A 21,226-nucleotide genomic window follows, 5' to 3' on the forward strand; every position below is an offset into this window, starting at 1 on the left:
ACAACTCATGAACAAGGAACGGATCGGCTTCATCGGTCTCGGCAACATGGGCGGACGCATGACACGGCGTCTCGTCGACTCGGGCATCGCCGTGTTGGGTTACGACACCGTGCGTGAACGCATCGACACCGCGGGCGCGAAAGCGGCCGGCACCGTGGGCGAAGTGATCGCGTATGCGGACGTCGTGATGATGTCGTTGCCGGACAGCAAGGTCGTCGAGGCGGTCGTGGAAGGCGAGGACGGCGTGCTCGCGCATTGTCGCGCGGGGCAGATCGTCGTCGATCTGAGTACGGCCGCCGCCAGCTCGACGATTCGCCTCGCCAAACGCTTTGCCGAGCGCGGCGTGCATTACGTCGACGCCGGCATTTCGGGCGGCGCGGCGGCGGCGGAGAAGGGCTCGCTCACGTTGATGGTGGGCGGCGATGCCGACGCCGTGGCCGCGCTGCAATGGGCCTTCGCGCCAATCAGCTCGAAGGTCGCGCACATGGGCGTGAGCGGCGCGGGCCACACCACCAAGCTGCTGAACAACTTTCTGAACGCGGTGAGCCTCGCCGCCAGCGCCGAAGTGATGGTGGCGGGCAAGAAGGCGGGGCTCGACCTGCATCTGCTGCTCGATGTGCTGAACAGCAGCAGCGGTGTCAATTTCGCCACGCTCAACCGTTTCCCGAAGATCGTCGATGGCGACTATCTGGAAGGCGGCCTGACCGGCAAGCTGATGACCAAGGACGTGGTGCTGTACGTGGACCGCGCGCGCGAACTCGGCGTGACGTCGCTGAATTCGGCCGGCCCGCTCGCGAGCTTTGGTCTCGGCACTGCGCTGGGTTACGGCGATGTGATCAGCAACCGTGTCGTCGATGCGATCGGCGACGTGTCGGGCGGCGTGCGGCTGTTCGACGGAGCACACAAGGAGAAAAACGCATGAAGGTCTTTCACGGCAGAGCGGCCGGCGCGATATCCGAGCGCCGCAGCGACACGTTCACCGGCACCGTCTGGGCCGACCCGGTCATGCCGGCAACCAATGGCGTCACCATCAATACCGTGCTGTTCGAACCGGGCGGCCGCACTTACTGGCACACGCACGAGTTCGGCCAGGTCTTGCAGGTGACGGCCGGTCAGGGCTGGATCTGTCTGGACGGCGAAGAACCGCAGCCGATCCGCCAGGGCGACATCGTGTTCATCGGACCGAACGAGCGGCACTGGCACGGTGCGAGTGAAAACAGCTACATGGTCCACATCGCGACGTCGATCGGCAAGGGCACGTGGCAGGAAGAGGTGGCAGCGCAAGATTATCCGGCTGCCGCGGCCCGCTAGCGCGAGCACGAGCGGACCGAACGCACATGCGGTGCGCAGGTTGGCCCTGCATGCGCAAAGAACAGCCACCGTATTTCCATCGATGGAATTCACGTCATGACCCAGACTATGCCGCAGCCGGATCTGTCGCGCCTTCGCGACGAACTCGTCGACCTGCACGGCAAGGCGAGTCCCGAATGGGACAGCCTCGTGCGCCTCGATCCGCGTTTCGTCGACGCCTACCTGAAGTTCGCGGGCGTGCCGCGGCGCAGGAATCATCTCGACGACAAGACGCGCGCGTTCATCGCGCTCGCTGCCGACGCATGCGCGACGCAACTGTATGCGCCGGGCGTCGCGCGCCATATCGAACGGGCGTTGTCGTTCGGTGCGACCCGCGACGAGTTGATCGAAGTGCTGGAGTTGATCAGCACGATCGGCATTCACACCAGCAATGTCGGCGTGCCGGTACTGCTCGAAGTACTCGAAGAAGAAGGGTTGCGTCACGGCGCGCCTGAACTCGATGAGCGCCGGCAAAAACTGAAAGCCGAGTTCGAGACGAACCGCGGCTACTGGCATCCAACGTGGGAAGGTCTCCTCGAACTCGATCCGGATCTTTTCGAAGCGTATGTCGAGTTTTCGTCGGTGCCGTGGCGCACCGGCGTGCTGAGCCCGAAACTCAAGGAGTTCATGTACTGCGCGTTCGACGCGTCCGCTACGCATCTCTACGTGCCGGGCCTGAAGCTGCACATGCGCAACGCGCTGCGCTACGGCGCGAGCGCCGAGGAACTGATGGAGTTGCTGGAAATCGTCAGCGTGACGGGGATTCACGGCGCGGAATTGGGCGCGCCGCTGCTGGAAGCCGCTCTCGCGCGCAGCGGCGCGGTTGTGGGGAACCCGCATGCATAATCCAGCGAGACGCACGTCCGTGTTTTCTGTCCAACCGGCGGCGCGCGAGTGGGCTGCGTCAAACGCCTGGTCTGTGCAGCGCAACGCGAGGGCCGGTGCGCCACATTCGGCATGGCGCGCGATGCAGTCGGCGCCGCTTTCGGTACTCGCCTCGAACGAAAGCGAGCATGCGCACGTGCTCGCTGTCGCGATTCTTGGCTACAACTAGCGTGTCCGTCGATATGACCTCTCAATCGGCCACGCTCGTCGTCCTGCGTCACGGTCAGTCGGTCTGGAATCGGGCCAATCGCTTCACCGGCTGGAGCGATGTCGGTCTGTCGGATCAAGGGGAGGCCGATGCCCAGCGCGTCGGTGAGCGTTTGCGTGAAGCGGGTTTCCGTTTCGATCTGGCGGTGACGTCGGCGTTGTCGCGCGCCACCGATACCCTCGCGCACGTGCTGCGCGCCCTCGACCAGTCACAGCCTGAAACCGTGCGCTCGTGGCGGCTGAACGATCGCCACTATGGCGCGCTGACGGGCATGGAAAAAGACGTGGCCGCGCTCGCCTACGGTGCGGACCGTGTGCGGCAATGGCGGCGCGGCTTCGACCTTGCGCCACCGGCGCTCGATGCGGACCTGCATGCGGCATTGGTGCGTGCGTTACATGACGATGCGATGCCTGGTGCCGATGCGCTGCCGCGCACCGAAAGCTTGCGCGACACATTGCGGCGTGTGCTGCCGCTGTGGGACGACTGCGTTGCTCCTGCACTGACGCGTGGACAGTCGGTACTGATGGTGGGGCATGGCAACTCGTTGCGGGCGCTTTTCAAGCAACTCGACGGCATCGGCGACGACGCAATCGCCTCGGTTGAAGTCGCGCATGCGGAACCGTTGGTCATGAGTTTCGACGCAACGCTTTGCGTCACTTCCCGCGTGCCGCTAGCAGCTCTGCCGGCCCGCCGCTGAAACGCGCGCTGGCTCGCCATTTTTGTGCGCAGTACCAGTCAAAAGCTGCCTGCAACGATGCCCGCTCACGTATCATGGAGGCTGGATCTTGTCGGACGGGAATACAATAATGTCAACAGACATGGACGTCATCAGACCTGAGACGCTGCGGCATCAGGTGGAAAACGTGCTGCGCCAGGCTATCGTAAGCGGGCGTTTCGCGCCTGGTGCGCGCCTGATCGAGCGCGAGTTGTGCGAGACGCTCGGCGTAAGCCGGACGTCCGTGCGCGAAGCGCTGCGCAAGCTCGAGGCCGAAAAGCTGGTGCGCAGCGTGCCGCATAAAGGCCCCATCGTCGCGGTGATATCAAAAGAAGAGGCCGTCGAGTTGTATGCGTTGCGAGGGCTACTCGAAGGTTTTGCCGCGCATGAGTTCGCCCGCCTTGCCAGTGACGACGCCATTTCTCGCTTTGGGGACGTCGCGAAGGAACTACGCGCCGAGGCAACGGCGCAAAACCAGCAAGGCGTGCTGCGCGCGAAAACCGCGCTCTATGATTTGCTGCTGGAGAACTGCGGCAACGCGCTAATCCAGGAAATCCTCAATAGTCTCTATTCGCGCATCAATCTGTTGCGCTCCACTTCGCTGATGCATCCGGAGCGGCTGCCGAACAGCCTGCGCGAAATCGACCGTCTTTATAAGGCCTTGAAGGCAAGAGACGGCGAGGCCGCGCAGAACATTGCACGGTTGCATGTCGCCAATGCCGAGAAGGCGGCGCTACGGATGCTGGATAAGGCGGAGTAGTTGGTGGGCGACCGTGCCTTCTTCGGCAAGGTCGTCATCTCTCATTGACGGCAGCGGGCGAACACGCAAGCCATCTCGCCTCCGGAGCCTTCAATGTAGCAGGACCGTCTCCGCGGACGTCACATCGCGCAAAGGCGTGCGCCGGATCAGATACGTAACGACGATCGCCGCCGCAAACAGAAAATATCCGAGGATATAGAAGCTGCTGGACAGATTGCCGCCGCGTGCATAGAAGCCAACGATAAGCGGCCCGACCACGCCACCGAAACTCGCGAACATGTTGATCAGGGCGATCGAAGGCGCGGCCTGATTACGCGGCACTTTGCTGATCACCCAGGCCCACCATGTGCCGCTTGGCGAGAACAGCCCCGCGCCGGCGATGCAGAACATGATCATCGTGAACACCAGGCCGCCGTCGATATAGTGCTGCGCCAGCAGCGCCGCGCCCGCGACCACCAGCGGTACGGCGACGAACCAGCCTCGCGAGAGAGATGACGGCCGGTCGGATAACCACGAGTTGATGAACATCGAAAACGCGCCGAATAGCGACGGCAACGCGGTGAGCCAGCCGACTGCGGCATAGCCGTGGGCGAAGTACTGCTTGATGAGACTGGGCATCCACAGGCCGAAACTGAAGATCACCATGATCCAGGAGAGCGCGACGACGGCCAGCAACCAGACGGTGGATTGCTTCAGCACACTGCCAAAACTGTCGTCGGCCCCGGTGCCGGCAAGACGCTGCTGCGTGATGAAATCCCGCTCGGACGTGGACAGCCAGCGGTCTGTCGCGGGGTCGTCCGAGACGAACAGCCACACGAGTACCGCCATCACGATGGCCGGCAAACCTTGCAGGATGAACATCGTCTTCCAGTGAAACACGTCGATCATCCAGCCCGCGAGCGGCGCCATGACCACCGACGATAGCGGCAGCGCATATTGCGCGAATGCGATGCCGCGCGCCCGTTCGCGCGCCGGGAACCAGTGCACGAAGATGACCGAGAACGACGGCCATATCACCCCTTCGGCGAGACCCATGATGACGCGAACAGTGATCAATGCGGGCAGCGTGTGCACCATCCCGGTCAGGCACGCCATTACGCCCGTGATGAACATCGATACGGCGATCACGCGGCGTGGCCCGATGCGCGTCGAGAGCCAGCCGCCGGGAATCTGCGTGACGAGGTAGCCCCAGAAAAACGCCCCCAGCAGCGCGCCGGTAATCGTGGTGCCGAGTTGCAGGTCGCGCGCCATTTGGGGCGCGGCGACGCCGATGTTGGTGCGGTCCGCGAACGCAACCAGGTAACTGATGAAAACGATCAGGCCCACACGCAGCCAGCGTGACTTGCCGATTCGTGCAGTGTCGAGTGCGGTGTCCATCGTGCGTCTCCTCCGTCTGTGACGTCGTAGTAGTAGTTGGCGATCCGGCGGTGTGATGTCAGGAACGGCCGGTCAGGAAACGGCCGCCTGTTTCTCCAGCGCCGCGATTTCTTCCAGCACGATGGGCAGCGCCAGTTCGAAGCTCGCCATTCCCATCGTGCTCGCCAGCTGCATGACTTCAAGAATCTCGGCTGGCGTCGCGCCATACTTCAGCGCGTTCTCGATGTGCACATGCGTGCCGGGCACGTATTGGTGCGTCACCGACACGTCGACGGCGATGTACATGAATTCCTTCACCTTCGGCGCAAGCTTGCCGTGTACCCACGGAACCGACGAGAACGTCGTGAACGCTTCGAAGAAATCCGGATCGAGCGCGAGCGTGCCGTCCCAGATCGCGCTCCAGTAGCCACGTTTCTCCGTGAACTCGCGCTTGATCGCCTGGCGCCGCGAGTCGGCGTGACGCGTATCGATTGCATTGCGCGGATCGTTGGCGACTTTCTCTTCCAGCACCGGCATGCCGATCACGCACGCATGAACGCCGATCACGCTGATGAGTTCCAGCGTTTCCAGCAGTTCGTCGCGAGTCGCGCCGAGGCGCAGCGCTTCGCGGCAGAAGCGCCGCGCGCCGTTAGCGTTCAGATGCGTGACCGATGCTTCGAGAGCGAAACTCACCAGCGCCTTCACTTTCGGTTCGAGCGGACCGTTGCGATAGGCGCAGCCCGCAAACGCCAGATACGCGTCGACGAAGGCGGGACGGATTTCGATCAGCGGATCGAGCGACGCGGGCCACGTGCCGCCATCGGCGACGAACGATGCGATCTGCTTCCTGAGCGAAGACGAAGTCATTGGGTATCCGAAATAATGTTTGAATGGCTCCGTGCGAGATCTCTGGCCATGACGGCAATCAAGGAGAAAGGCGCAGGAGGTGCTGCTTATCTTATGAGCGGCCCGGCGGAACTGCAAACCGATGCATGCCCTGGAAGGAGTTGTTGCTTTGCAGCGCGGCAGCAACGGCCAAAGCCCCCGAACGCCTTTGCCACGAGCCGTCTCCCCGGTTCGCGCAGTTATGACGCGGCGCATTATTAAGCGCTGCTTATACAGCCCTTTTGCACATTTCAATGGACGCTGACGGTCGCCGCGCCGAGCATTCACTCACGCCAACTGCAATGGGAATCCGCATGAAAGCGCTGGAAGGCTTGCGAGTGCTCGATCTGGGAACCTTCGTGGCCGGGCCGTTCTGTACGACGATCCTTGCCGAGTTCGGCGCGGAAGTGATCAAGGTTGAGCCGCCTCAAACCGGCGATGCGCTGCGCCGGTTCGGCACCGGAACGGATTGCGGCGACACGCTGATGTGGCTCACCGAGAGCCGCAACAAGAAGTGCGTGACGCTCAATCTTGCCGACCAGCGCGGCCAGCAGATGCTTCGCGATCTGGCGGCGAGCTGCGACATCGTCGTGGAGAATTTCCGGCCGGGCGTGATCGAGAAGTGGGGCCTCGACTTCGAATCGCTGCACAAGCGCAATCCGCGCACGATTCTCGTGCGGATCTCCGCCTACGGACAGGATGGGCCGAGCCGCGGCAAACCAGGCTTCGCACGGGTCGCGCATGCGTTTTCGGGGCTCGCCTATCTGGCCGGCGAGCCGGACCGGATTCCAGTCACGCCCGGCTCGACGTCGCTCGCCGACTACGGCTCGGGCATGTATGCGGCGGTGGGCGCGCTGATTGCGTTGCAGGCACGCGAGCGCACCGGTCGCGGTCAATGTGTCGATCTTGCGCTCTACGAGCCGATGTTCCGTGTTCTCGACGAGATGGTCCCTGCATACCAGATGTTCGGCAAGGTGCGCGAGCGGATGGGCGCGAACGCGGTGAACGTCGCGCCGCATGCGCATTACCGCACACGCAACGAGCGCTGGGTCGCCATTGCATGCACCAACGACAAGATTTTCCGCCGCTTCGCGCACGTGCTTCAGCAACCTGAACTCGCGGGCGACGACCGCTGGGGCCGCGCGTCGGCGCGCATCGCCGCGATCGATGAAGTCAATGCAACTGTGCAGGAATGGGTCGGCGCGCGCGACCACGACGAAGTGCTGCGTTTGTGCGACGAGGGCTCGGTGCCGGCGAGCCTGCTATATAGCGTCGCCGATATCTTCGACGATCCGCAATATCAGGCGCGCGGCAATATCCGGACGATGCCGTCGCGGGCAGGCGACGTGGCGGTGCCGAATGTGATTCCGCGCTTATCGGAAACGCCCGGCGACATCGAATGGCTCGGAGCGGCGCTCGGCAGCCATAACGACGACGTATTCGGCGAGTTGCTCGGTTGCACCGGCTCGGACCTTGCCGCGTTGCGCGCGGCCGGCGTGATCTAGCGATCGATTTCACCATTACCGACGGCTCTCATGTCCCGCTTCCTTCGTACCTATCTGTTCGCACCCGCAACGCGTTCCGAGCGCTTTGACAAAGCCGCGCGCGCGGGCGCCGGCGCCGTGATCGTCGATCTCGAAGACGCGGTCGAGCCTGCGCGCAAGGACGATGCGCGGATCTCGCTCGCGAGCACGTTGCCGGCATTGGCGGACACCGCGCGTGCGTTGAAGGTGCAGTTGCTGGTCCGCATCAATAGCCACGGTACACCGTGGTACGACGCCGATCTGGCCGCATGCGCCGGGCTCGACCTCGACGGCATCGTGATTCCGAAAGCGGAGCACGCGGACGAGATCGCCCGCATCGCTTCGATGGAACCGCGCTGGGCGCTGCATTTGCTGATGGAAACCGCGGCGGGCTTCGACTGTCTCGCCGAACTGGCGCGTGCGCCGAACGTTGCCCGCCTGATGCTCGGCACCGTCGATCTGGCGCTCGACCTTGGCGCGAATGAAATGGGTGAGCCATTGCATTACTATCGCTCGAAGATCCTGCTGTTTACGCGCCTGGCAGGATTGCTGCCGGCCGTGGACGGCGTCTGCACGAATCTCGACGATGCCACCGCGCTCGACGCTGAAGTGCAACGCGCTCGCGCCTTCGGTTTCGGGGCCAAGCTGTGCGTGCATCCGAAGCAGATCGCACCGGTCACCGCCGGGCTCGGTCCGGCGCCGCGCGAAGTGCAATGGGCGACGCGGGTCTGCGAAGTCGCTCAGAGCGGCGCGGCGGTGGCGGTCGACGGCAAGCTCGTCGATGCGCCGGTGCTCGCGCAAGCGCGCCGCATTCTGGAGGCGGCCGGCCATGCGTGAGCAGGCATTGAACTCAGGCGCGCTGACCGTGCCGCATTTGCGGCCTATTGTTGGCCTGCCGATGAACCTCTCGAAACTTTTTCCCGGTAAGCCGTCGAGCCGGAGCATCAACGATCTGCAGCATATCCGCGCGTTCGTCACGGTGGCGCGCGAAGGCAGTCTGACCAAGGCGGCGAAGCGGCTCAATCTGACGCAGCCTGCCGTCAGCCTGCAACTGAAGAGTCTGCAGGACCAGTTGAAGCTGCGTCTGCTGGTGCGCTCGCCGCGCGGCCTGGCGCTCACGCCTGACGGCCTCAGGCTGCTGCCGTACGCGGAGCAGATTCTCGAATCGATCGGCAGCTTCGAAGTGGCCGCGGACAACCTCGTCAGCATCCTGTCGGGCACCGTGTCGATCGGCACGATTCTCAATCCGCAGACGATTCGTCTGGGCGCGATCCTGCAATACATGGCGAATCGCTATCCGGAAGTGCGCACCCGTCTACGTCATTCGATGACGGGTCACGTGATCGAACGGCTGGCCAACGGCGCGCTCGACGTCGGCTTCTACCTCGGCACGCCGGCTGAAAGCGACGGCGTCGAACTGCATGCAGTGGCGCTGATGCCTATCACTTATTGCGTCATTGCGCCGAAAGGCTGGCAGGAGCGCATCAACGGACTCGGCTGGGCCGGGCTTGCCGAACTGCCGTGGATCTGGACGCCGTCGTCGTCGATGCATAACCGGCTGCTCACGAGCGCATTCGACTCGGTCGGCGCGAAGCCGCAGGTGGTGGCGGAGGTCGATCTCGAAGCGTCGATGATCGAACTGGTGCGCGCGGGCGTCGGGCTCTCGCTCGCGCGCGAATCCGTCGCCATCGACGAAGCGCAGAAATACGGAGCGGCGATCTCGCGCGAAGTGCCAATCGAGATTCCGCTGTCGTTCATCAGCCTCGCGCGGCGGCGCGAGGAGCCGTTGATCGAAGCAATGTTCTACGCCGCGCAGATGGCGTTCGCCTGAACGCGGGAGAGCGCGGGAAAGGCAGTTTCGAAGGCGCTCGCAGCGACCGACAACATAGGAGACAGACCATGCCGGCTTATGGAGCAAACGTGGCACAACGGCTCGACGCACTCGAGACCGGACCGTTTCACTGGCGTCTGCTGGGCCTGATCGGCGGCGGCATGTTCTTCGATGCATTCGACAATTTCCTCGCGGGCAGCGTGCTCGGCGCGCTGGTGCAACAGGGTCTGTCGGACATGCATATGAACGCGCTGTTCATTTCAATGAGCTTTGCGGGACTCACACTCGGCGCGTGGGGCGCGGGTGTGATCGGCGATCGCTTCGGGCGGCGTTTCTCATACCAGTTCAATCTGCTCATCTTCGGCGTGACGTCGATCGCCGCGGCGCTCGCGCCTTCGATGACGTGGCTGATCGTGCTGCGTTTCATCATGGGTATCGGGCTCGGCGCGGAAATCGTCGTCGGCTACAGCACGCTGAACGAGTTCACACCGGCGCATGCGCGGGGCCGCTTCTCGTCGTTGCTGAATCTGATTACGAACTCGTCGGTGCTGGTCTCGTCCGCATGCGCGTTCCTGATCATTCCGCACTTCGGCTGGCGCTGGATGTTCGCGATACCGGGCATCGGCGCGCTCGTGATCTGGTATCTGCGCAAGTCGATGCCGGAATCGCCGCGTTGGCTCGCGGCGGTCGGGCGGCATCAGGAGGCTCGCGAAGTGGTCGAGCGGATCGAGGCGCAAAGCGTGCGTCGCGATGCGCCGATTCCGAATGCGCCGCAGGAGGAGGAACCGGGACGGCTGCGCGATCTGTTCGCGGCGCGGCAGATGTCACGCACGCTGGTCGGCATCGCGGTGGTCTGCATTTCGTTCACGGCGATGTACGCGTTCGTCGCATGGGTGCCGACCTTCCTCGTCAAGCAGGGCTTCGATATTTCACACTCGCTGCTGATCACGTCCGCGATGTTCGCGGGCGGTCCCGCGGGTTCGTTGATCAGCATGGCGATCGCGGACAGGATCGGCCGCAAGTGGGGACTCGTGATCTTTTCGGCATTGGGCGCCGCGATCGGCATGGCGTACCCGTATGTCACTCACGCGGCGACGATCGCGCTGGTCGGCTTCGGCGTGACGACATGCATCTACGTGACGTCCGCGCTGGGTGTTGCGTGCTACGTCACCGAGCTTTTCCCGACACGGCTGAGACTGCGCGGCGTCGGGCTCGCGAATGCGGCGGGACGTGCGGTGAATGTCGGCGTGCCGTACGTGGTGGCGAGCGTCTATGCGCTGGCCGGGCTGCTCGGCGTCGTGACGTTCATTGCCGCGCTGTTCGCGCTGCTGGTGGTAATTCTCGCTGCGTTCGGCATCGAAACAAGGAAGCGCACGCTCGAGGAGGTGCAGGCGAATACCGCGCCGGAAGCCGTCATCGGCGTGGAAAAACCCATCAACATCGGAGGCATGTAAATGAGCAACGCATCGGATACGTACGAACTATTCGCGATCAAGTACGCCCGGCGGGACGGCTGGCGCTGCGACAACTTCATTGGCGGCGACGACGATCACCAGAGCGCGATGCCGCTCGACTACTACGTGTGGGTCGCGAGAAACAGCGAGCGCGCCGTGCTGATCGACACCGGCTTCAACGCCGAGGTTGCCGCGAAGCGCGGGCGCGGCGTGCTGCGCTGTCCGATCGATTCGCTCAGACTCGTCGGCGTCGATCCCGATGCTGTCAGCGATGTGGCAATCACGCATTTGCACTACGACCATGTCGGCAATTTCACGCTGCTGCCGTCGGCGCGTTTCCATCTTCAGGAAACGGAGATGCACTTCGCCACCGGGCGTCACATGAAATACCGGCATTTTGCGCACCACTACGAGCCCGACGATGTCGCCGCGATGGTGAAGATGAATTTCGCGCAACGTGTGGTGATGCACGACGGCCCAGTCGATCTCGCGCCGGGCATCCAGCTGCAACCGGTGGGCGGCCATACGCCGGGTTTGCAGATCGTGCGCGTGAAGACCGCTCGCGGCTGGGTCGTGGTCGCGTCCGATGCTTCGCATTTCTACGACAACATCGAAAATCGCCGGCCATTTTCGAACGCCTGCGATGTTTGCCGGATGCTCGAAGCGTACGACACCGTTTATCTGCTCGCCGATTCGAAGCAGCACGTGATTCCTGGCCACGACCCGCAGGTGCTCGAACGCTATCCGGCGCCGTCGCGCGAACTGGAAGGGATTGTCGCGCGACTCGACGTGGCGCCGAACGATAGCGCCCGATAAAGCCGCCTGAACACGCACACGCTCATCAAGAGAACTACTATGGAAGACGAACTGCGCATCATGGCCGTGGCCGGCAATCTCGGCTACGGCTTTCCCGAAGCATCGCTGCGTAATGGCATCGCGCGCAAGCCGCACCTGATCGGCGCCGATAACGGCTCGTCCGATCCGGGACCGTACTATCTCGGGAGCGGCAAGTCGCTCATCAAGCGCGAGCAGTTGCGCCGCGATCTGGGGTTGTCGCTGAAAGCGGCGCGCGACGCCGGCGTGCCCTACGTGATCGGCACGGCGGGCACGGCGGGCGGCAAGCCGCATATGGAAGAGTTTCTCGACGTACTCGACGAAGTCACGCGACGCGACGGCTTGCGCTACAAGCTGGCGACGATTCCGGCGGAGATCGACAAGAACGTCATCAAGCAGGCGATTCGCGAAGGCCGCGTGAAATCGATGGGCGTGCTGCCCGAACTGACCGAACAGGCCGTGGACGACGCCACACGCATCGTCGCGCAGATGGGCACCGATCCGTTCGTCAACGCGTTCGAGGCGGGCGCCGACGTGATCATCGCCGGTCGCGCGTGCGATACCGCGATTTACGCGAGTCTTGCCGCCTGGCGCGGTTTCGACATGGGCCTCGCGTTTCATATGGCGAAGCTGCTCGAATGCGGCGCGCAATGCGCCGTGCCGCTCGCCGCGAACGACTGCCTGCTCGGCACGCTGCGCCGCGATCACTTCGAACTGGAGCCGATGAACCCGGAGCGGGGCGTGACGCCTGTTTCCGTCGCCGCGCACATGATGTACGAACAGCCCGATCCGCACCATTTTTACGAGCCGGAAGGTTTGGTCGATCTCGAACATACGCACATCGAAAAGCTCGACGACCGCCGCGTGCGCGTGAGCGGCAGCAAGCTGGTCGAGATGCCGCCGAGCCTCAAGCTCGAAGGCGTGAAGTTGCGCGGCTACCGGACGATCACCATCGCCGGCATGACCGATCCACGCCTGCTCGCGGCGCTCGATCAGGTCGAAGCGCGGGTGCGCGACGACGTTGCGCGTCTGACCGCGCACGACATGAAGCCGGGCGACTACGAGCTCAACTTCATCTACTACGGCCGCAACGGCGTACGCGTCGATCAGCGCGAGCCGCGTCTCGCTCACGAGATCGGTATGGTGATCGAGGCAATTGCACCCACGCAGGAACTCGCGAACATGGCGCTTTCGCTCGCGCGCAGTTCGTTCCTGCATGGCTATTTCAAGGGGCGCAAGGCGACCGCCGGCAACCTAGCGTTTCCGTTTTCACCTTCGGATCTGGTTGGCGGACCCGTGTACGAATTTACGATTTATCACGTGATGCAGGTTGCCGACCCGGCCAAGCTCTTTCCCGTAACCACGACCCAGATCGGGTGATGCGATGAATCTGACCGACGTATTCGATCCTTCCCGCGGCGACACCGTTTACGACCTCGCCGAAGTGATGCGCAGCAAGAACGCGGGCCCGCTGTACCTGACCTTCGACATGATCTTTCCAGATGCCGCCGTATATCGCCGCGTGCGCGACAGCGACGTGCTGACGCCTGAACTGGTGAGCGCGCTCTATCAGGTGGATGCGGGCGATGTCAGCATCGTTTCATTCGACGCCGCCAACGCGATCAAGATCACCATTCCGCGCGCCGGACCCACATCCGGCGCGCCCGGCGATCGGGACGTGTATGGCGCTCAACAGCACGAACCGCTGATCGGCGTACGTATTCCACCGGCAGAGCAGGTGGACTGACACGCTTCGCGCACGCGGCGTGCGAGAAAAGTGTCACCCAGCGAGATACGCTGCCTCGACGCGCTGGCGAGTGGCCAGATCCGCTGCAGGGTCATTTAGCATGCACCGCACACCAGTCCTTTGGACCAAGGTCCAATGGCGGCAGCGCTTCGCCGGTGCTAGGGTGAGAAGGTGAGACATCGGGTCTGTGCCCGCTGCACAAGCCCTCTGCAAGCATCGCCACAGTCCATGGCTCATGGCTGTCGGCGGCATATGCGATGCGGCCGCATGCCCGCTCGGCTGCGGCCTGGTGGCGTGTCGGGGGAATGACTTGAATTCGCGATCGCAAGTGGATATTGCCCGCATCCTGCTGATCATCGTGATCCTGTCGCTACTGATCTTCGGCAGTCTTTATATCGTCCGTCCATTTCTGCCGGCGCTGATCTGGGCGACGATGATTGTCGTCGCCACGTGGCCTGTCATGCTCGGCATCCAGAAGCGCGTCGGCGGCCGCCGCTGGATCGCCGTCACCGTGATGCTGGTCGGCTTGCTAGTCGTGATCGTGCTGCCGCTGTACGCGGCGGTGTCAACGATCGCCGAGCACGGCGGTGATATTGTCGAACAGACCAGGGCGCTGCCGAACTACACGCTGCCTCCCCCGCCTCGCTGGCTGCATGAGGTCCCACTTGCCGGCGAACGACTCGCAGGCGAGTGGCAGCGCCTGTCCGACGCGGGTCCCGGCGGCATCCTTGCGCGAGTGCAGCCTTATGTGATGATCGCCGCAAGATGGCTGCTCTCGCAAGCGGGCACGGTCGGTGTGCTGGTGATCCACCTGGTCCTCACCGTGATCATTGCCGGGATTCTCTATTCACGGGGCGAGGCCGCGTCCGCCAGCGTGGTGCGTTTCGCGGCGCGTGTCGCCGCCGAACGCGGCGCGGCGGCAGTGCGGCTCGCCGGATTATCAATCCGCGCGGTCGCGCTCGGGATCGTCGTAACGGCTGCCGCGCAGGCGGCGCTCGCCGGGCTGGGCCTGTACGTCGCCGGAATCCCCGGCGCGGGGATTCTGACAGCGCTGATCCTGATTCTCTGTCTCGCGCAAATCGGTCCGGGCCTTCCGCTGATCGGTGCCGTGGTTTGGCTGATCTATTACGACCAACTCGTCGCGGGAATCGCGCTTGGGGTCTGGTCGGTGTTCGTCGGGTTGCTCGACAATGTGTTGCGGCCGCTGCTGATCAAGCGAGGCGTGGACCTGTCGATTCTGCTGATTCTGACCGGCGTGCTCGGCGGGGTGATCGCGTTCGGGATCGTCGGCCTGTTCATCGGCCCGGTGATACTCGCGGTGACCTTCACGCTGCTGCAGGCGTGGATCGACGAGGAGGCGCCGTCGGCGCCCATCGAGCCGACCCTCACGACTACCGGCGACCGGCCGGATTGCGCCCCGTAGTTGCGCCCCGGACGTGAAGCGCCGGTTCCCGCGCGTGACGATCCCATCCGCGTTGCGTTGACGCTGAGTTCATTCACCCTAACGGAGGAAAAGCATGGCCCTCGCAATCGTCGACGTAGCGGAACAAAAACGCTTGAACGACGCCCGTGAGGCGCAAATCCCGTGGAAGAAGTGGGGGCCTTACCTCAGCGAGCGGCAGTGGGGGACGGTGCGAGAGGACTACAGCGAAAACGGCGACGCCTGGAACTACTTTACCCATGACCACGCACGCTCACGCGCCTACAGGTGGGGCGAGGACGGGCTGGGTGGATTGTGCGACGACAAGCAGCAGCTATGCTTTGCGCTGGCGTTGTGGAACGGGCGCGACCCGATCCTGAAGGAACGCCTCTTCGGCCTCACCAACAGCGAGGGCAACCATGGCGAGGACGTGAAGGAATATTACTTCTACCTCGACAGCACGCCCACGCACTCCTACATGAAGTACCTCTACAAGTACCCGCAGCGGGAATATCCCTACCGCGACCTTGTCGAGACCAACGCAAGGCGATCACGGGAGGAGTTGGAGTATGAACTCCTCGACACCGGCATCTTCGATGAGGACCGGTATTTCGATGTGTTCGTGGAATACGCCAAGGCGGCTCCGGAAGACATCCTCGTGCGCATTTCCGTACACAACCGCGGACCGGAGCCGGCACGGCTGCGGGTCTTGCCCACACTGTGGTTCCGCGACACATGGTCGTGGGGTGAGGACGATCGCAAGCCCTCGCTGCGCGATGCGGGTGCTGGCGCGATTCAGGCCACGCACCATGAACTGGGCGAGTACTGGCTTCAATGCGAAGGCGCCCCGGAGACGCTCTTCACCGAAAATGAGAGTAACGCTCAGCGTCTGTGGGGCCAACCTAACGCATCTCCCTACGTCAAGGATGCGTTCCACGCCTACGTCATCTCGGGACAGGGCGACGCGGTGAATCCCGCCAGGACGGGAACCAAGGCCGCGGCCAACTATGTCTTCGAGGTGCCGGGCGGCGGCAGCAAGACGATCCGGCTACGCCTGAGCACAACGAACGTGAATAACGCCTTCGGCGATTTCGAGAACATATTCGATAACCGCATCGCGGATGCTGACGAGTTCTACACGCGGATTACTCCCAAATCGTTGACCGACGATCAGCGCCGGGTGCACCGCCAGGCGTTGGCGGGAATGCTATGGAGCAAGCAGTACTACTACTTTGATCTGCAGTACTGGCTGCGCGAGCACCGGAGTCATCCATTGCTCGAGTCCGCGCGCCGCGACGTGCGCAACACGGAGTGGTTTCACATGTTGAATGCCGACGTGATCTCCATGCCGGACAAATGGGAGTATCCGTGGTACGCCTCCTGGGACCTGGCCTTCCACACGGTCTCACTGGCGCTGGTGGATTTCGATTTCGCCAAGGAGCAGCTGCTGCTGATGCTGCGCAGCCTGTACTTTCACCCAAGCGGGCAGATTCCAGCCTACGAGTGGAACTTCAGCGACGTGAATCCGCCGGTGCATGCCGCTGCCACGCTCTGGTTGTACAAATACGAGAGACAGCTGGGCCGGGCCGACCTGCGATTCCTGGAACGCTCGTTTCAGGGGTTGATGCTCAATTTCAACTGGTGGGTGAACCGCAAGGACCCTGCGGGGCGCAACGTCTTCGCCGGCGGTTTTCTGGGTCTGGACAATATCGGTGTATTCGACCGCAGTGCACAGCTCCCGACCGGTGGTTCGCTGGAGCAGGCGGACGGGACAGCGTGGATGGCGTTCTATTGCCAGAGCATGCTGGAGATAGCCCTTATTCTCACCGAGTACGACCCGATCTACGAAGAGATCGCTTTCAAATTCGTCCAGCATTTCATGTGGATTGCCTATGCGATGGACCGTCGCGGCGAACATCAGGACGAGATGTGGGACGAGCAGGACGGCTTTTTCTATGATCTTCTGCGGCTCCCCGACGGCCAGACGACGCGTCTGAAGATAAGGTCGCTGGTGGGATTGTTGCCGCTATGCGCGTCGACGGTGTTCGAGGCAGATTCAGTGACCCGCTATCCGAAGCTGACGGAAATGATCACGCAGTTTCGAAAACGCTACCCCGAGCTGGTTGCCCATGTGGCTCCGACTGACGCGGGTTTCATCGGCCATCGGGAACGGAGGCTTTTGTCGATCCTCAACAAGCGGAAACTCGAGCGTGTGCTCGGTTACCTCCTTGACGAGAACGAGTTCCTGGGGCCGCACGGCATCCGTTCGCTCTCTCGCTATCATCTGGACCATCCGTTTGTGATGAATGTCGGCGGGCAGGAGTACAAGGTGCAGTACCTGCCGGCCGAATCGAATACCGGCATGTTCGGCGGCAACTCCAACTGGCGCGGTCCGGTCTGGATGCCGGTCAATCTGCTAATCGTCCGCGCGCTGGTGAATTTCTACACTTTTTTCGGCGATGACTTCAAGGTTCAATGCCCGACCGGTTCGGGGCCCCACATGACGCTGTTCGAGGTGGCACAGGAGCTTGTCCGCCGGCTAACAGGTACGTTTCTGCGCGATACCGATGGGCGGCGGCCGGTCTACGGCGGGACGGCCAGGTTCCAGGACGATCCACATTGGCGCGACCTGATCCTCTTTTACGAATACTTCCACGGTGACAGTGGTGCGGGCCTGGGGGCCAGCCACCAGACGGGCTGGACGGGCCTCATCGCTCCTCTCCTCGACATGTTTGAGCGTGTCGACGCTTCGACCATACTGGAAACCGAACGCGGGCGCGTGATGGCCAGGATCGTAAGGGAACAGGTCGGCGGAGAAGAGATCGGCGAGAAGTGAAGGTGGGAATATGTCCGACCCATGCTACCCGGTGCTGTACCAGATCAACACCCGCGTCTGGTTGACCGAGCTGTCTCGCGTGCTGGGGAGGAGCGCGACGCTGGACGATATTCCGGATGTCGAGGTGGATCGCCTTGCCGAGTTGGGCTTTGACTGGATCTGGTTGCTGAGCGTCTGGCAGACCGGCCCAGCGGCGCGGGCGATCTCGTGCACGAACCCCGAATGGCGTCGCGAGTTCGCCGAAACGCTATCGGACCTCACGGACGAACACATCGCAGGCTCCGGCTTCGCCATCCAGGACTACACCGTCCATCGCGATCTGGGCGGCGCCGCGGCGCTCGCCCGATTGCGACAGCGGCTGCAACAACGCGGACTGAAGCTGATGCTCGACTTCGTTCCGAACCACGTGGCTCCGGATCACCCATGGATCGACGCGCATTCGGACTACTTTGTCCATGGCAGCGAGACTGACCTGGCTCGCTCACCGCGCAACCACTGCCGGATGCAAACAAAGACCGGGCCGCTGCTGCTCGCCTACGGCCGGGATCCGTACTTCGACGGCTGGCCCGACACACTGCAGCTCAACTATGGAAGCCCGAACTTGCAGCAGGCGATGATCGGCGAGCTAGAGAGCATCGCCGGGCAATGCGACGGGGTGCGTTGTGATATGGCCATGCTGGTGTTGCCCGACGTGTTCGAACGGACCTGGGGCATCCGGGCCGAACCCTTCTGGCCGAAGGCAATCGAATCTGTGCGGCGCAAGCATCCGTACTTCCTGTTCATGGCCGAGGTCTATTGGGATCTGGAATGGGCGATGCAGCAGCAGGGGTTCGATTACGCCTACGACAAGCGGCTGTACGATTGCTTGCGCGATGGATCCGCCCGGCCCGTGCGCGAGCATTTGCACGCCGGGCTCGATTACCAGGACAAGCTGGCCCGCTTCCTGGAAAACCATGACGAGCCGCGGGCGGCAACGACCTTCGCACCCGACACGCACGAGGCCGCGGCCATCATCACGTTTCTGTCACCCGGCCTGCGCTTCTTCCACCAGGGCCAGTTCGGAGGGCGCAGGAAACGCATTTCGCCGCACCTGGTCCGCGCGCCACTGGAGTCCGTCGATACAAGGTTGCAAGGGTTCTACGAGAACCTGATGGCGGCACTTCGGCAACCGGTCTTTCGAGACGGCGCGTGGAGTTTGCTCGAATGCCAACCGGCGTGGGAGGGCAACTGGACGTCGGATTGTTTCATTGCTTGGTGCTGGCAGCGAGATGACGGCGAACGGCGGCTCGCTGTGGTCAACTACGCCGGCAACCAGAGCCAGTGTTACGTGCGACTCCCATTTCCCGACGTGGCCGGGCTCTCGGTGCGGATGAAGGACATCATGGGGCCGGTCAGTTTTGATCGCGACGGTAACGATCTCATTTCGCGAGGTCTTTACCTGGATCTGCCGCCATGGAGCTACCAAGTCTTCGAAATGACCGCATCGTAAAGGCGTATACGAAGCCAAACGTGAGAGTGCTGCAGGCTGCGCTGTGACCCGTTCGCGAAACCGGGGCAACTCCAGTTGCATCCGTCGCGACGACCCGACGGTACCATTCGATTCGCTTCTTAAGCGGGCGGGGCGGCGGCTTTGGTCCGAGCGGCGGCAATGAGTCCGCTACTACCGCTTATGACAAGCAACGTTCGAACGCTAGACGCTCGGCTAGGTTCGGGGCAACTACAACCATTCGAGCGCGCTGTCACGCAGACCTTCGAAAGTCCGTTTCACTCAGATATGCGGCCTTCCCGGACGATCGTGTTCGTCGCGTCGTCGGCGATTCCGGGTCAACGCGACCCGGACCGGTCAAGAGGGATTACTGGCCCACTTCTTTCAGTGTCAGAGAATTCTTCACGGACGTAACGCCGGGTACACCCTTCGCTATTTGGCCCGCCTTGTCGATCTGGGTCGAGTCAGTGACGGATCCTGCAAGCGTCACTGCGCCGCCTTTTGCAATTACGTTAAGCCGGGAAGTCGTGACGCCGTTCTTCGAGAGCGCGACAAGCACTTTCTTGCTGAGTGCGCGATTCGCCTGTCTGATGGCTTTCGCGCTTCCTCCTCCTGCCGGCGCCATAGTGGATTGAGTCGACGGCGCAGCGGATTCGCTGGTCTGCGACCACGCATTGACGGATACCACGACGATCAATGCGCCACCCATCAACTTGAATGTCCTGATTGCTTTCATGTCTCGCTCCTGTTAGGTGACGATAAATCCCGCGGAGACCGCTGGCCTTGCTGCCCGTTTGAGCCACCCACTCCTGGAGCTTCACCAGTTCAACGTGCAACTGACACAACTCTTTCCTGTACTCCTTGTACGACAAGGACTTGTCTTCCAGTGACCGATCTTTCTTTGTCTCTGTGTTCGCGATTCCTCGTCTCCATGCGCACGCGGACCTCCGGCATTCTGGAAATCCTTTAAAAATGTAGGGTAGGTGCCAGTACGGAAGGCTGCAATACGACTTTAGTCCAATAGCGTTTCTCCTAGGCCCACCGTAGGCTGAGTGCATCCGCTCTCTTGCCAGTCGACCCGATGAGTGTCGCAACCACGGCCAGAAGCTATCGCACTGAGTAACAACCATGACGTGGTCGTTCGTTTGAGGATCCGGCGACGGATGCTGCGCCGAGTATTCGAACCGGCGTGGCACGCGCTTCGGGCAGAGCCGGTTAGCGGGCGAGGGTCTTCGCGAGAAGTGAGCCGTAGCGGGTGGGCCGCTCGACAATTCCGAACCTGCACAGGCAATGCCAAAGCAAAGCGGCATTGCTCGTGACGACGGGGACCCCGACCTCGATTTCAAGCGTCTCGATCACCGGGCTGACGTGAATGCCCGCACAACTTATCAATAAGGCGTCGAAGCTACCTGCAATGCCTGCCGCTAGATCGAGCCACGATTGCGGCGCGATAGCCGCCTGTTCCCAAGGCGTCTGGCATGGCAGGCTTGCATGGCCGACGACATCGATCCCCTGTTCGCGCAGAAAGCCTATCTCCTTCAGCACGACCTCTTGCCGATAGGGTGTCAGCAGCGCAATTCTCGAGGCCGACAGCGCGTCCAAAGCAGCGAGAACCGCATCGATCGTCGTCACAGCGGCAATGCCCGTCGCGTCCGTGATGCGCCGCCTGATTGACTCGGAGCCATTCACCACACCAGCCGCCGTGCAATTCAACGCGATCAGATCGACTTTCGCGTCGGCGAGCAGGCCCGCATGGTACTCAAGGTTGTCGATGATGTTCGTGTCGGATTCGAGCGACGTATCGCGGAACGGCAAGCGCGTTGTCACGAACTGCACGCCCTCGGGCGCCATCAACTGAACCTCGAAGTCGCAAAGTCCGCCAGACGGATAGAGATGACCGATCCGGGCCAGGGTGCCCAAGCCGAGGCTCATTGTT

19 protein-coding genes and 1 pseudogene are annotated in these 21,226 nt (G+C 62.6%); 15 read left to right on the forward strand and 5 right to left on the reverse strand.

Going from position 1 to position 21,226, the window contains the following annotated elements; genetic code table 11:
• Positions 1-7: 7 nt before the first annotated feature.
• The 5 genes from PQR42_RS03370 (at position 8) to PQR42_RS03390 (ending at position 3,918) form a co-directional block, all read left to right on the forward strand.
• Complete coding sequence (locus tag PQR42_RS03370; protein ID WP_408382458.1) at positions 8-922, forward strand: NAD(P)-dependent oxidoreductase; 915 nt, start codon at positions 8-10, stop codon at positions 920-922.
• On the forward strand, positions 919-1,311 hold the full coding sequence (locus PQR42_RS03375; protein WP_132378303.1) for a cupin domain-containing protein: 393 nt from the start codon (positions 919-921) through the stop codon (positions 1,309-1,311). Before PQR42_RS03370 ends, PQR42_RS03375 begins: the two co-directional genes overlap by 4 nt.
• A gap of 96 nt (positions 1,312-1,407) precedes the next feature.
• Positions 1,408-2,196 (forward strand): carboxymuconolactone decarboxylase family protein, encoded by a 789-nt coding sequence (locus PQR42_RS03380; protein WP_408382459.1) that lies wholly within the window; start codon positions 1,408-1,410, stop codon positions 2,194-2,196.
• Positions 2,197-2,417: 221 nt separating this feature from the next.
• Entirely contained in the window at positions 2,418-3,140 is a 723-nt protein-coding gene (locus tag PQR42_RS03385) for a 2,3-bisphosphoglycerate-dependent phosphoglycerate mutase (RefSeq protein WP_408382461.1), read from the forward strand.
• A gap of 109 nt (positions 3,141-3,249) precedes the next feature.
• On the forward strand, positions 3,250-3,918 hold the full coding sequence (locus tag PQR42_RS03390) for a GntR family transcriptional regulator (RefSeq protein ID WP_408204846.1): 669 nt from the start codon (positions 3,250-3,252) through the stop codon (positions 3,916-3,918).
• Positions 3,919-4,008: 90 nt separating this feature from the next.
• Here the strand turns inward: PQR42_RS03390 and PQR42_RS03395 are convergent, their stop codons facing one another.
• Positions 4,009-5,295, reverse strand: coding sequence for an MFS transporter (locus PQR42_RS03395; RefSeq protein WP_408382463.1), 1,287 nt, complete (start codon positions 5,293-5,295; stop codon positions 4,009-4,011).
• 72 nt (positions 5,296-5,367) lie between these two features.
• Positions 5,368-6,141, reverse strand: coding sequence for a carboxymuconolactone decarboxylase family protein (locus PQR42_RS03400; protein WP_408382465.1), 774 nt, complete (start codon positions 6,139-6,141; stop codon positions 5,368-5,370).
• Positions 6,142-6,473: 332 nt separating this feature from the next.
• Here PQR42_RS03400 and PQR42_RS03405 point away from each other — a divergent pair, with 332 nt between their 5' ends.
• The 10 genes from PQR42_RS03405 to PQR42_RS03450 all read left to right on the forward strand — a co-directional run bounded on the left by PQR42_RS03405 (position 6,474) and on the right by PQR42_RS03450 (position 19,293).
• A complete protein-coding gene (locus tag PQR42_RS03405) occupies positions 6,474-7,664 on the forward strand; it encodes a CaiB/BaiF CoA transferase family protein (RefSeq protein ID WP_408382467.1) in 1,191 nt (396 codons plus the stop codon).
• A 30-nt stretch (positions 7,665-7,694) separates the two neighbouring features.
• Complete coding sequence (locus PQR42_RS03410; protein ID WP_408382468.1) at positions 7,695-8,519, forward strand: HpcH/HpaI aldolase/citrate lyase family protein; 825 nt, start codon at positions 7,695-7,697, stop codon at positions 8,517-8,519.
• Positions 8,512-9,513, forward strand: a complete 1,002-nt coding sequence (locus tag PQR42_RS03415; protein ID WP_408382469.1) for a LysR family transcriptional regulator — start codon at positions 8,512-8,514, stop codon at positions 9,511-9,513. The genes PQR42_RS03410 and PQR42_RS03415 overlap by 8 nt, the downstream gene beginning before the upstream one ends.
• A gap of 68 nt (positions 9,514-9,581) precedes the next feature.
• Positions 9,582-10,967, forward strand: a complete 1,386-nt coding sequence (locus PQR42_RS03420; protein ID WP_408382471.1) for an MFS transporter — start codon at positions 9,582-9,584, stop codon at positions 10,965-10,967.
• Positions 10,968-11,783 (forward strand): N-acyl homoserine lactonase family protein, encoded by an 816-nt coding sequence (locus tag PQR42_RS03425; RefSeq protein ID WP_408382473.1) that lies wholly within the window; start codon positions 10,968-10,970, stop codon positions 11,781-11,783.
• Between the two features lie 39 nt (positions 11,784-11,822).
• Positions 11,823-13,181 carry an acyclic terpene utilization AtuA family protein gene (locus PQR42_RS03430; protein WP_408382475.1) on the forward strand — a complete coding sequence of 453 codons (1,359 nt, stop codon included), beginning with the start codon at positions 11,823-11,825 and terminating at the stop codon, positions 13,179-13,181.
• A gap of 4 nt (positions 13,182-13,185) precedes the next feature.
• On the forward strand, positions 13,186-13,548 hold the full coding sequence (locus PQR42_RS03435; RefSeq protein WP_408382477.1) for a DUF4387 domain-containing protein: 363 nt from the start codon (positions 13,186-13,188) through the stop codon (positions 13,546-13,548).
• A gap of 310 nt (positions 13,549-13,858) precedes the next feature.
• Positions 13,859-14,971 carry an AI-2E family transporter YdiK gene (gene ydiK, locus PQR42_RS03440; RefSeq protein ID WP_408204849.1) on the forward strand — a complete coding sequence of 371 codons (1,113 nt, stop codon included), beginning with the start codon at positions 13,859-13,861 and terminating at the stop codon, positions 14,969-14,971.
• A gap of 94 nt (positions 14,972-15,065) precedes the next feature.
• Positions 15,066-17,804 carry an MGH1-like glycoside hydrolase domain-containing protein gene (locus PQR42_RS03445; RefSeq protein WP_408382479.1) on the forward strand — a complete coding sequence of 913 codons (2,739 nt, stop codon included), beginning with the start codon at positions 15,066-15,068 and terminating at the stop codon, positions 17,802-17,804.
• A gap of 10 nt (positions 17,805-17,814) precedes the next feature.
• Positions 17,815-19,293, forward strand: coding sequence for an alpha-amylase family glycosyl hydrolase (locus PQR42_RS03450; RefSeq protein WP_408493566.1), 1,479 nt, complete (start codon positions 17,815-17,817; stop codon positions 19,291-19,293).
• 364 nt (positions 19,294-19,657) lie between these two features.
• On the opposite strand, the gene PQR42_RS03455 is transcribed toward PQR42_RS03450, so the two are convergent.
• The 3 genes and pseudogenes from PQR42_RS03455 to PQR42_RS03465 all read right to left on the reverse strand — a co-directional run bounded on the left by PQR42_RS03455 (position 19,658) and on the right by PQR42_RS03465 (position 21,222).
• Entirely contained in the window at positions 19,658-20,026 is a 369-nt protein-coding gene (locus PQR42_RS03455) for a BON domain-containing protein (RefSeq protein ID WP_408204852.1), read from the reverse strand.
• Positions 20,027-20,072: 46 nt separating this feature from the next.
• Positions 20,073-20,210: pseudogene (locus PQR42_RS03460) on the reverse strand (polyphosphate kinase 2); the annotation flags it as partial.
• Between the two features lie 295 nt (positions 20,211-20,505).
• Entirely contained in the window at positions 20,506-21,222 is a 717-nt protein-coding gene (locus PQR42_RS03465; RefSeq protein WP_408204853.1) for a maleate cis-trans isomerase family protein, read from the reverse strand.
• Positions 21,223-21,226 lie beyond the last annotated feature (4 nt).

This window comes from Paraburkholderia sediminicola, from assembly GCF_046027355.1.
GTDB classification, from domain to species: domain Bacteria; phylum Pseudomonadota; class Gammaproteobacteria; order Burkholderiales; family Burkholderiaceae; genus Paraburkholderia; species Paraburkholderia sediminicola_B.

What these genes read in the sequence shown, in the direction of transcription:
- PQR42_RS03370 (WP_408382458.1), top strand. Translation starts at nt 8, where the DNA reads ATGAACAAGGAACGGATCGGCTTCATCGGTCTCGGCAACATGGGCGGA.
- PQR42_RS03375 (WP_132378303.1), top strand. Translation starts at nt 919, where the DNA reads ATGAAGGTCTTTCACGGCAGAGCGGCCGGCGCGATATCCGAGCGCCGC.
- PQR42_RS03380 (WP_408382459.1), top strand. Translation starts at nt 1,408, where the DNA reads ATGACCCAGACTATGCCGCAGCCGGATCTGTCGCGCCTTCGCGACGAA.
- PQR42_RS03385 (WP_408382461.1), top strand. Translation starts at nt 2,418, where the DNA reads ATGACCTCTCAATCGGCCACGCTCGTCGTCCTGCGTCACGGTCAGTCG.
- PQR42_RS03390 (WP_408204846.1), top strand. Translation starts at nt 3,250, where the DNA reads ATGTCAACAGACATGGACGTCATCAGACCTGAGACGCTGCGGCATCAG.
- PQR42_RS03395 (WP_408382463.1), bottom strand. Translation starts at nt 5,295, where the DNA reads ATGGACACCGCACTCGACACTGCACGAATCGGCAAGTCACGCTGGCTG.
- PQR42_RS03400 (WP_408382465.1), bottom strand. Translation starts at nt 6,141, where the DNA reads ATGACTTCGTCTTCGCTCAGGAAGCAGATCGCATCGTTCGTCGCCGAT.
- PQR42_RS03405 (WP_408382467.1), top strand. Translation starts at nt 6,474, where the DNA reads ATGAAAGCGCTGGAAGGCTTGCGAGTGCTCGATCTGGGAACCTTCGTG.
- PQR42_RS03410 (WP_408382468.1), top strand. Translation starts at nt 7,695, where the DNA reads ATGTCCCGCTTCCTTCGTACCTATCTGTTCGCACCCGCAACGCGTTCC.
- PQR42_RS03415 (WP_408382469.1), top strand. Translation starts at nt 8,512, where the DNA reads ATGCGTGAGCAGGCATTGAACTCAGGCGCGCTGACCGTGCCGCATTTG.
- PQR42_RS03420 (WP_408382471.1), top strand. Translation starts at nt 9,582, where the DNA reads ATGCCGGCTTATGGAGCAAACGTGGCACAACGGCTCGACGCACTCGAG.
- PQR42_RS03425 (WP_408382473.1), top strand. Translation starts at nt 10,968, where the DNA reads ATGAGCAACGCATCGGATACGTACGAACTATTCGCGATCAAGTACGCC.
- PQR42_RS03430 (WP_408382475.1), top strand. Translation starts at nt 11,823, where the DNA reads ATGGAAGACGAACTGCGCATCATGGCCGTGGCCGGCAATCTCGGCTAC.
- PQR42_RS03435 (WP_408382477.1), top strand. Translation starts at nt 13,186, where the DNA reads ATGAATCTGACCGACGTATTCGATCCTTCCCGCGGCGACACCGTTTAC.
- PQR42_RS03445 (WP_408382479.1), top strand. Translation starts at nt 15,066, where the DNA reads ATGGCCCTCGCAATCGTCGACGTAGCGGAACAAAAACGCTTGAACGAC.
- PQR42_RS03450 (WP_408493566.1), top strand. Translation starts at nt 17,815, where the DNA reads ATGTCCGACCCATGCTACCCGGTGCTGTACCAGATCAACACCCGCGTC.
- PQR42_RS03455 (WP_408204852.1), bottom strand. Translation starts at nt 20,026, where the DNA reads ATGAAAGCAATCAGGACATTCAAGTTGATGGGTGGCGCATTGATCGTC.
- PQR42_RS03465 (WP_408204853.1), bottom strand. Translation starts at nt 21,222, where the DNA reads ATGAGCCTCGGCTTGGGCACCCTGGCCCGGATCGGTCATCTCTATCCG.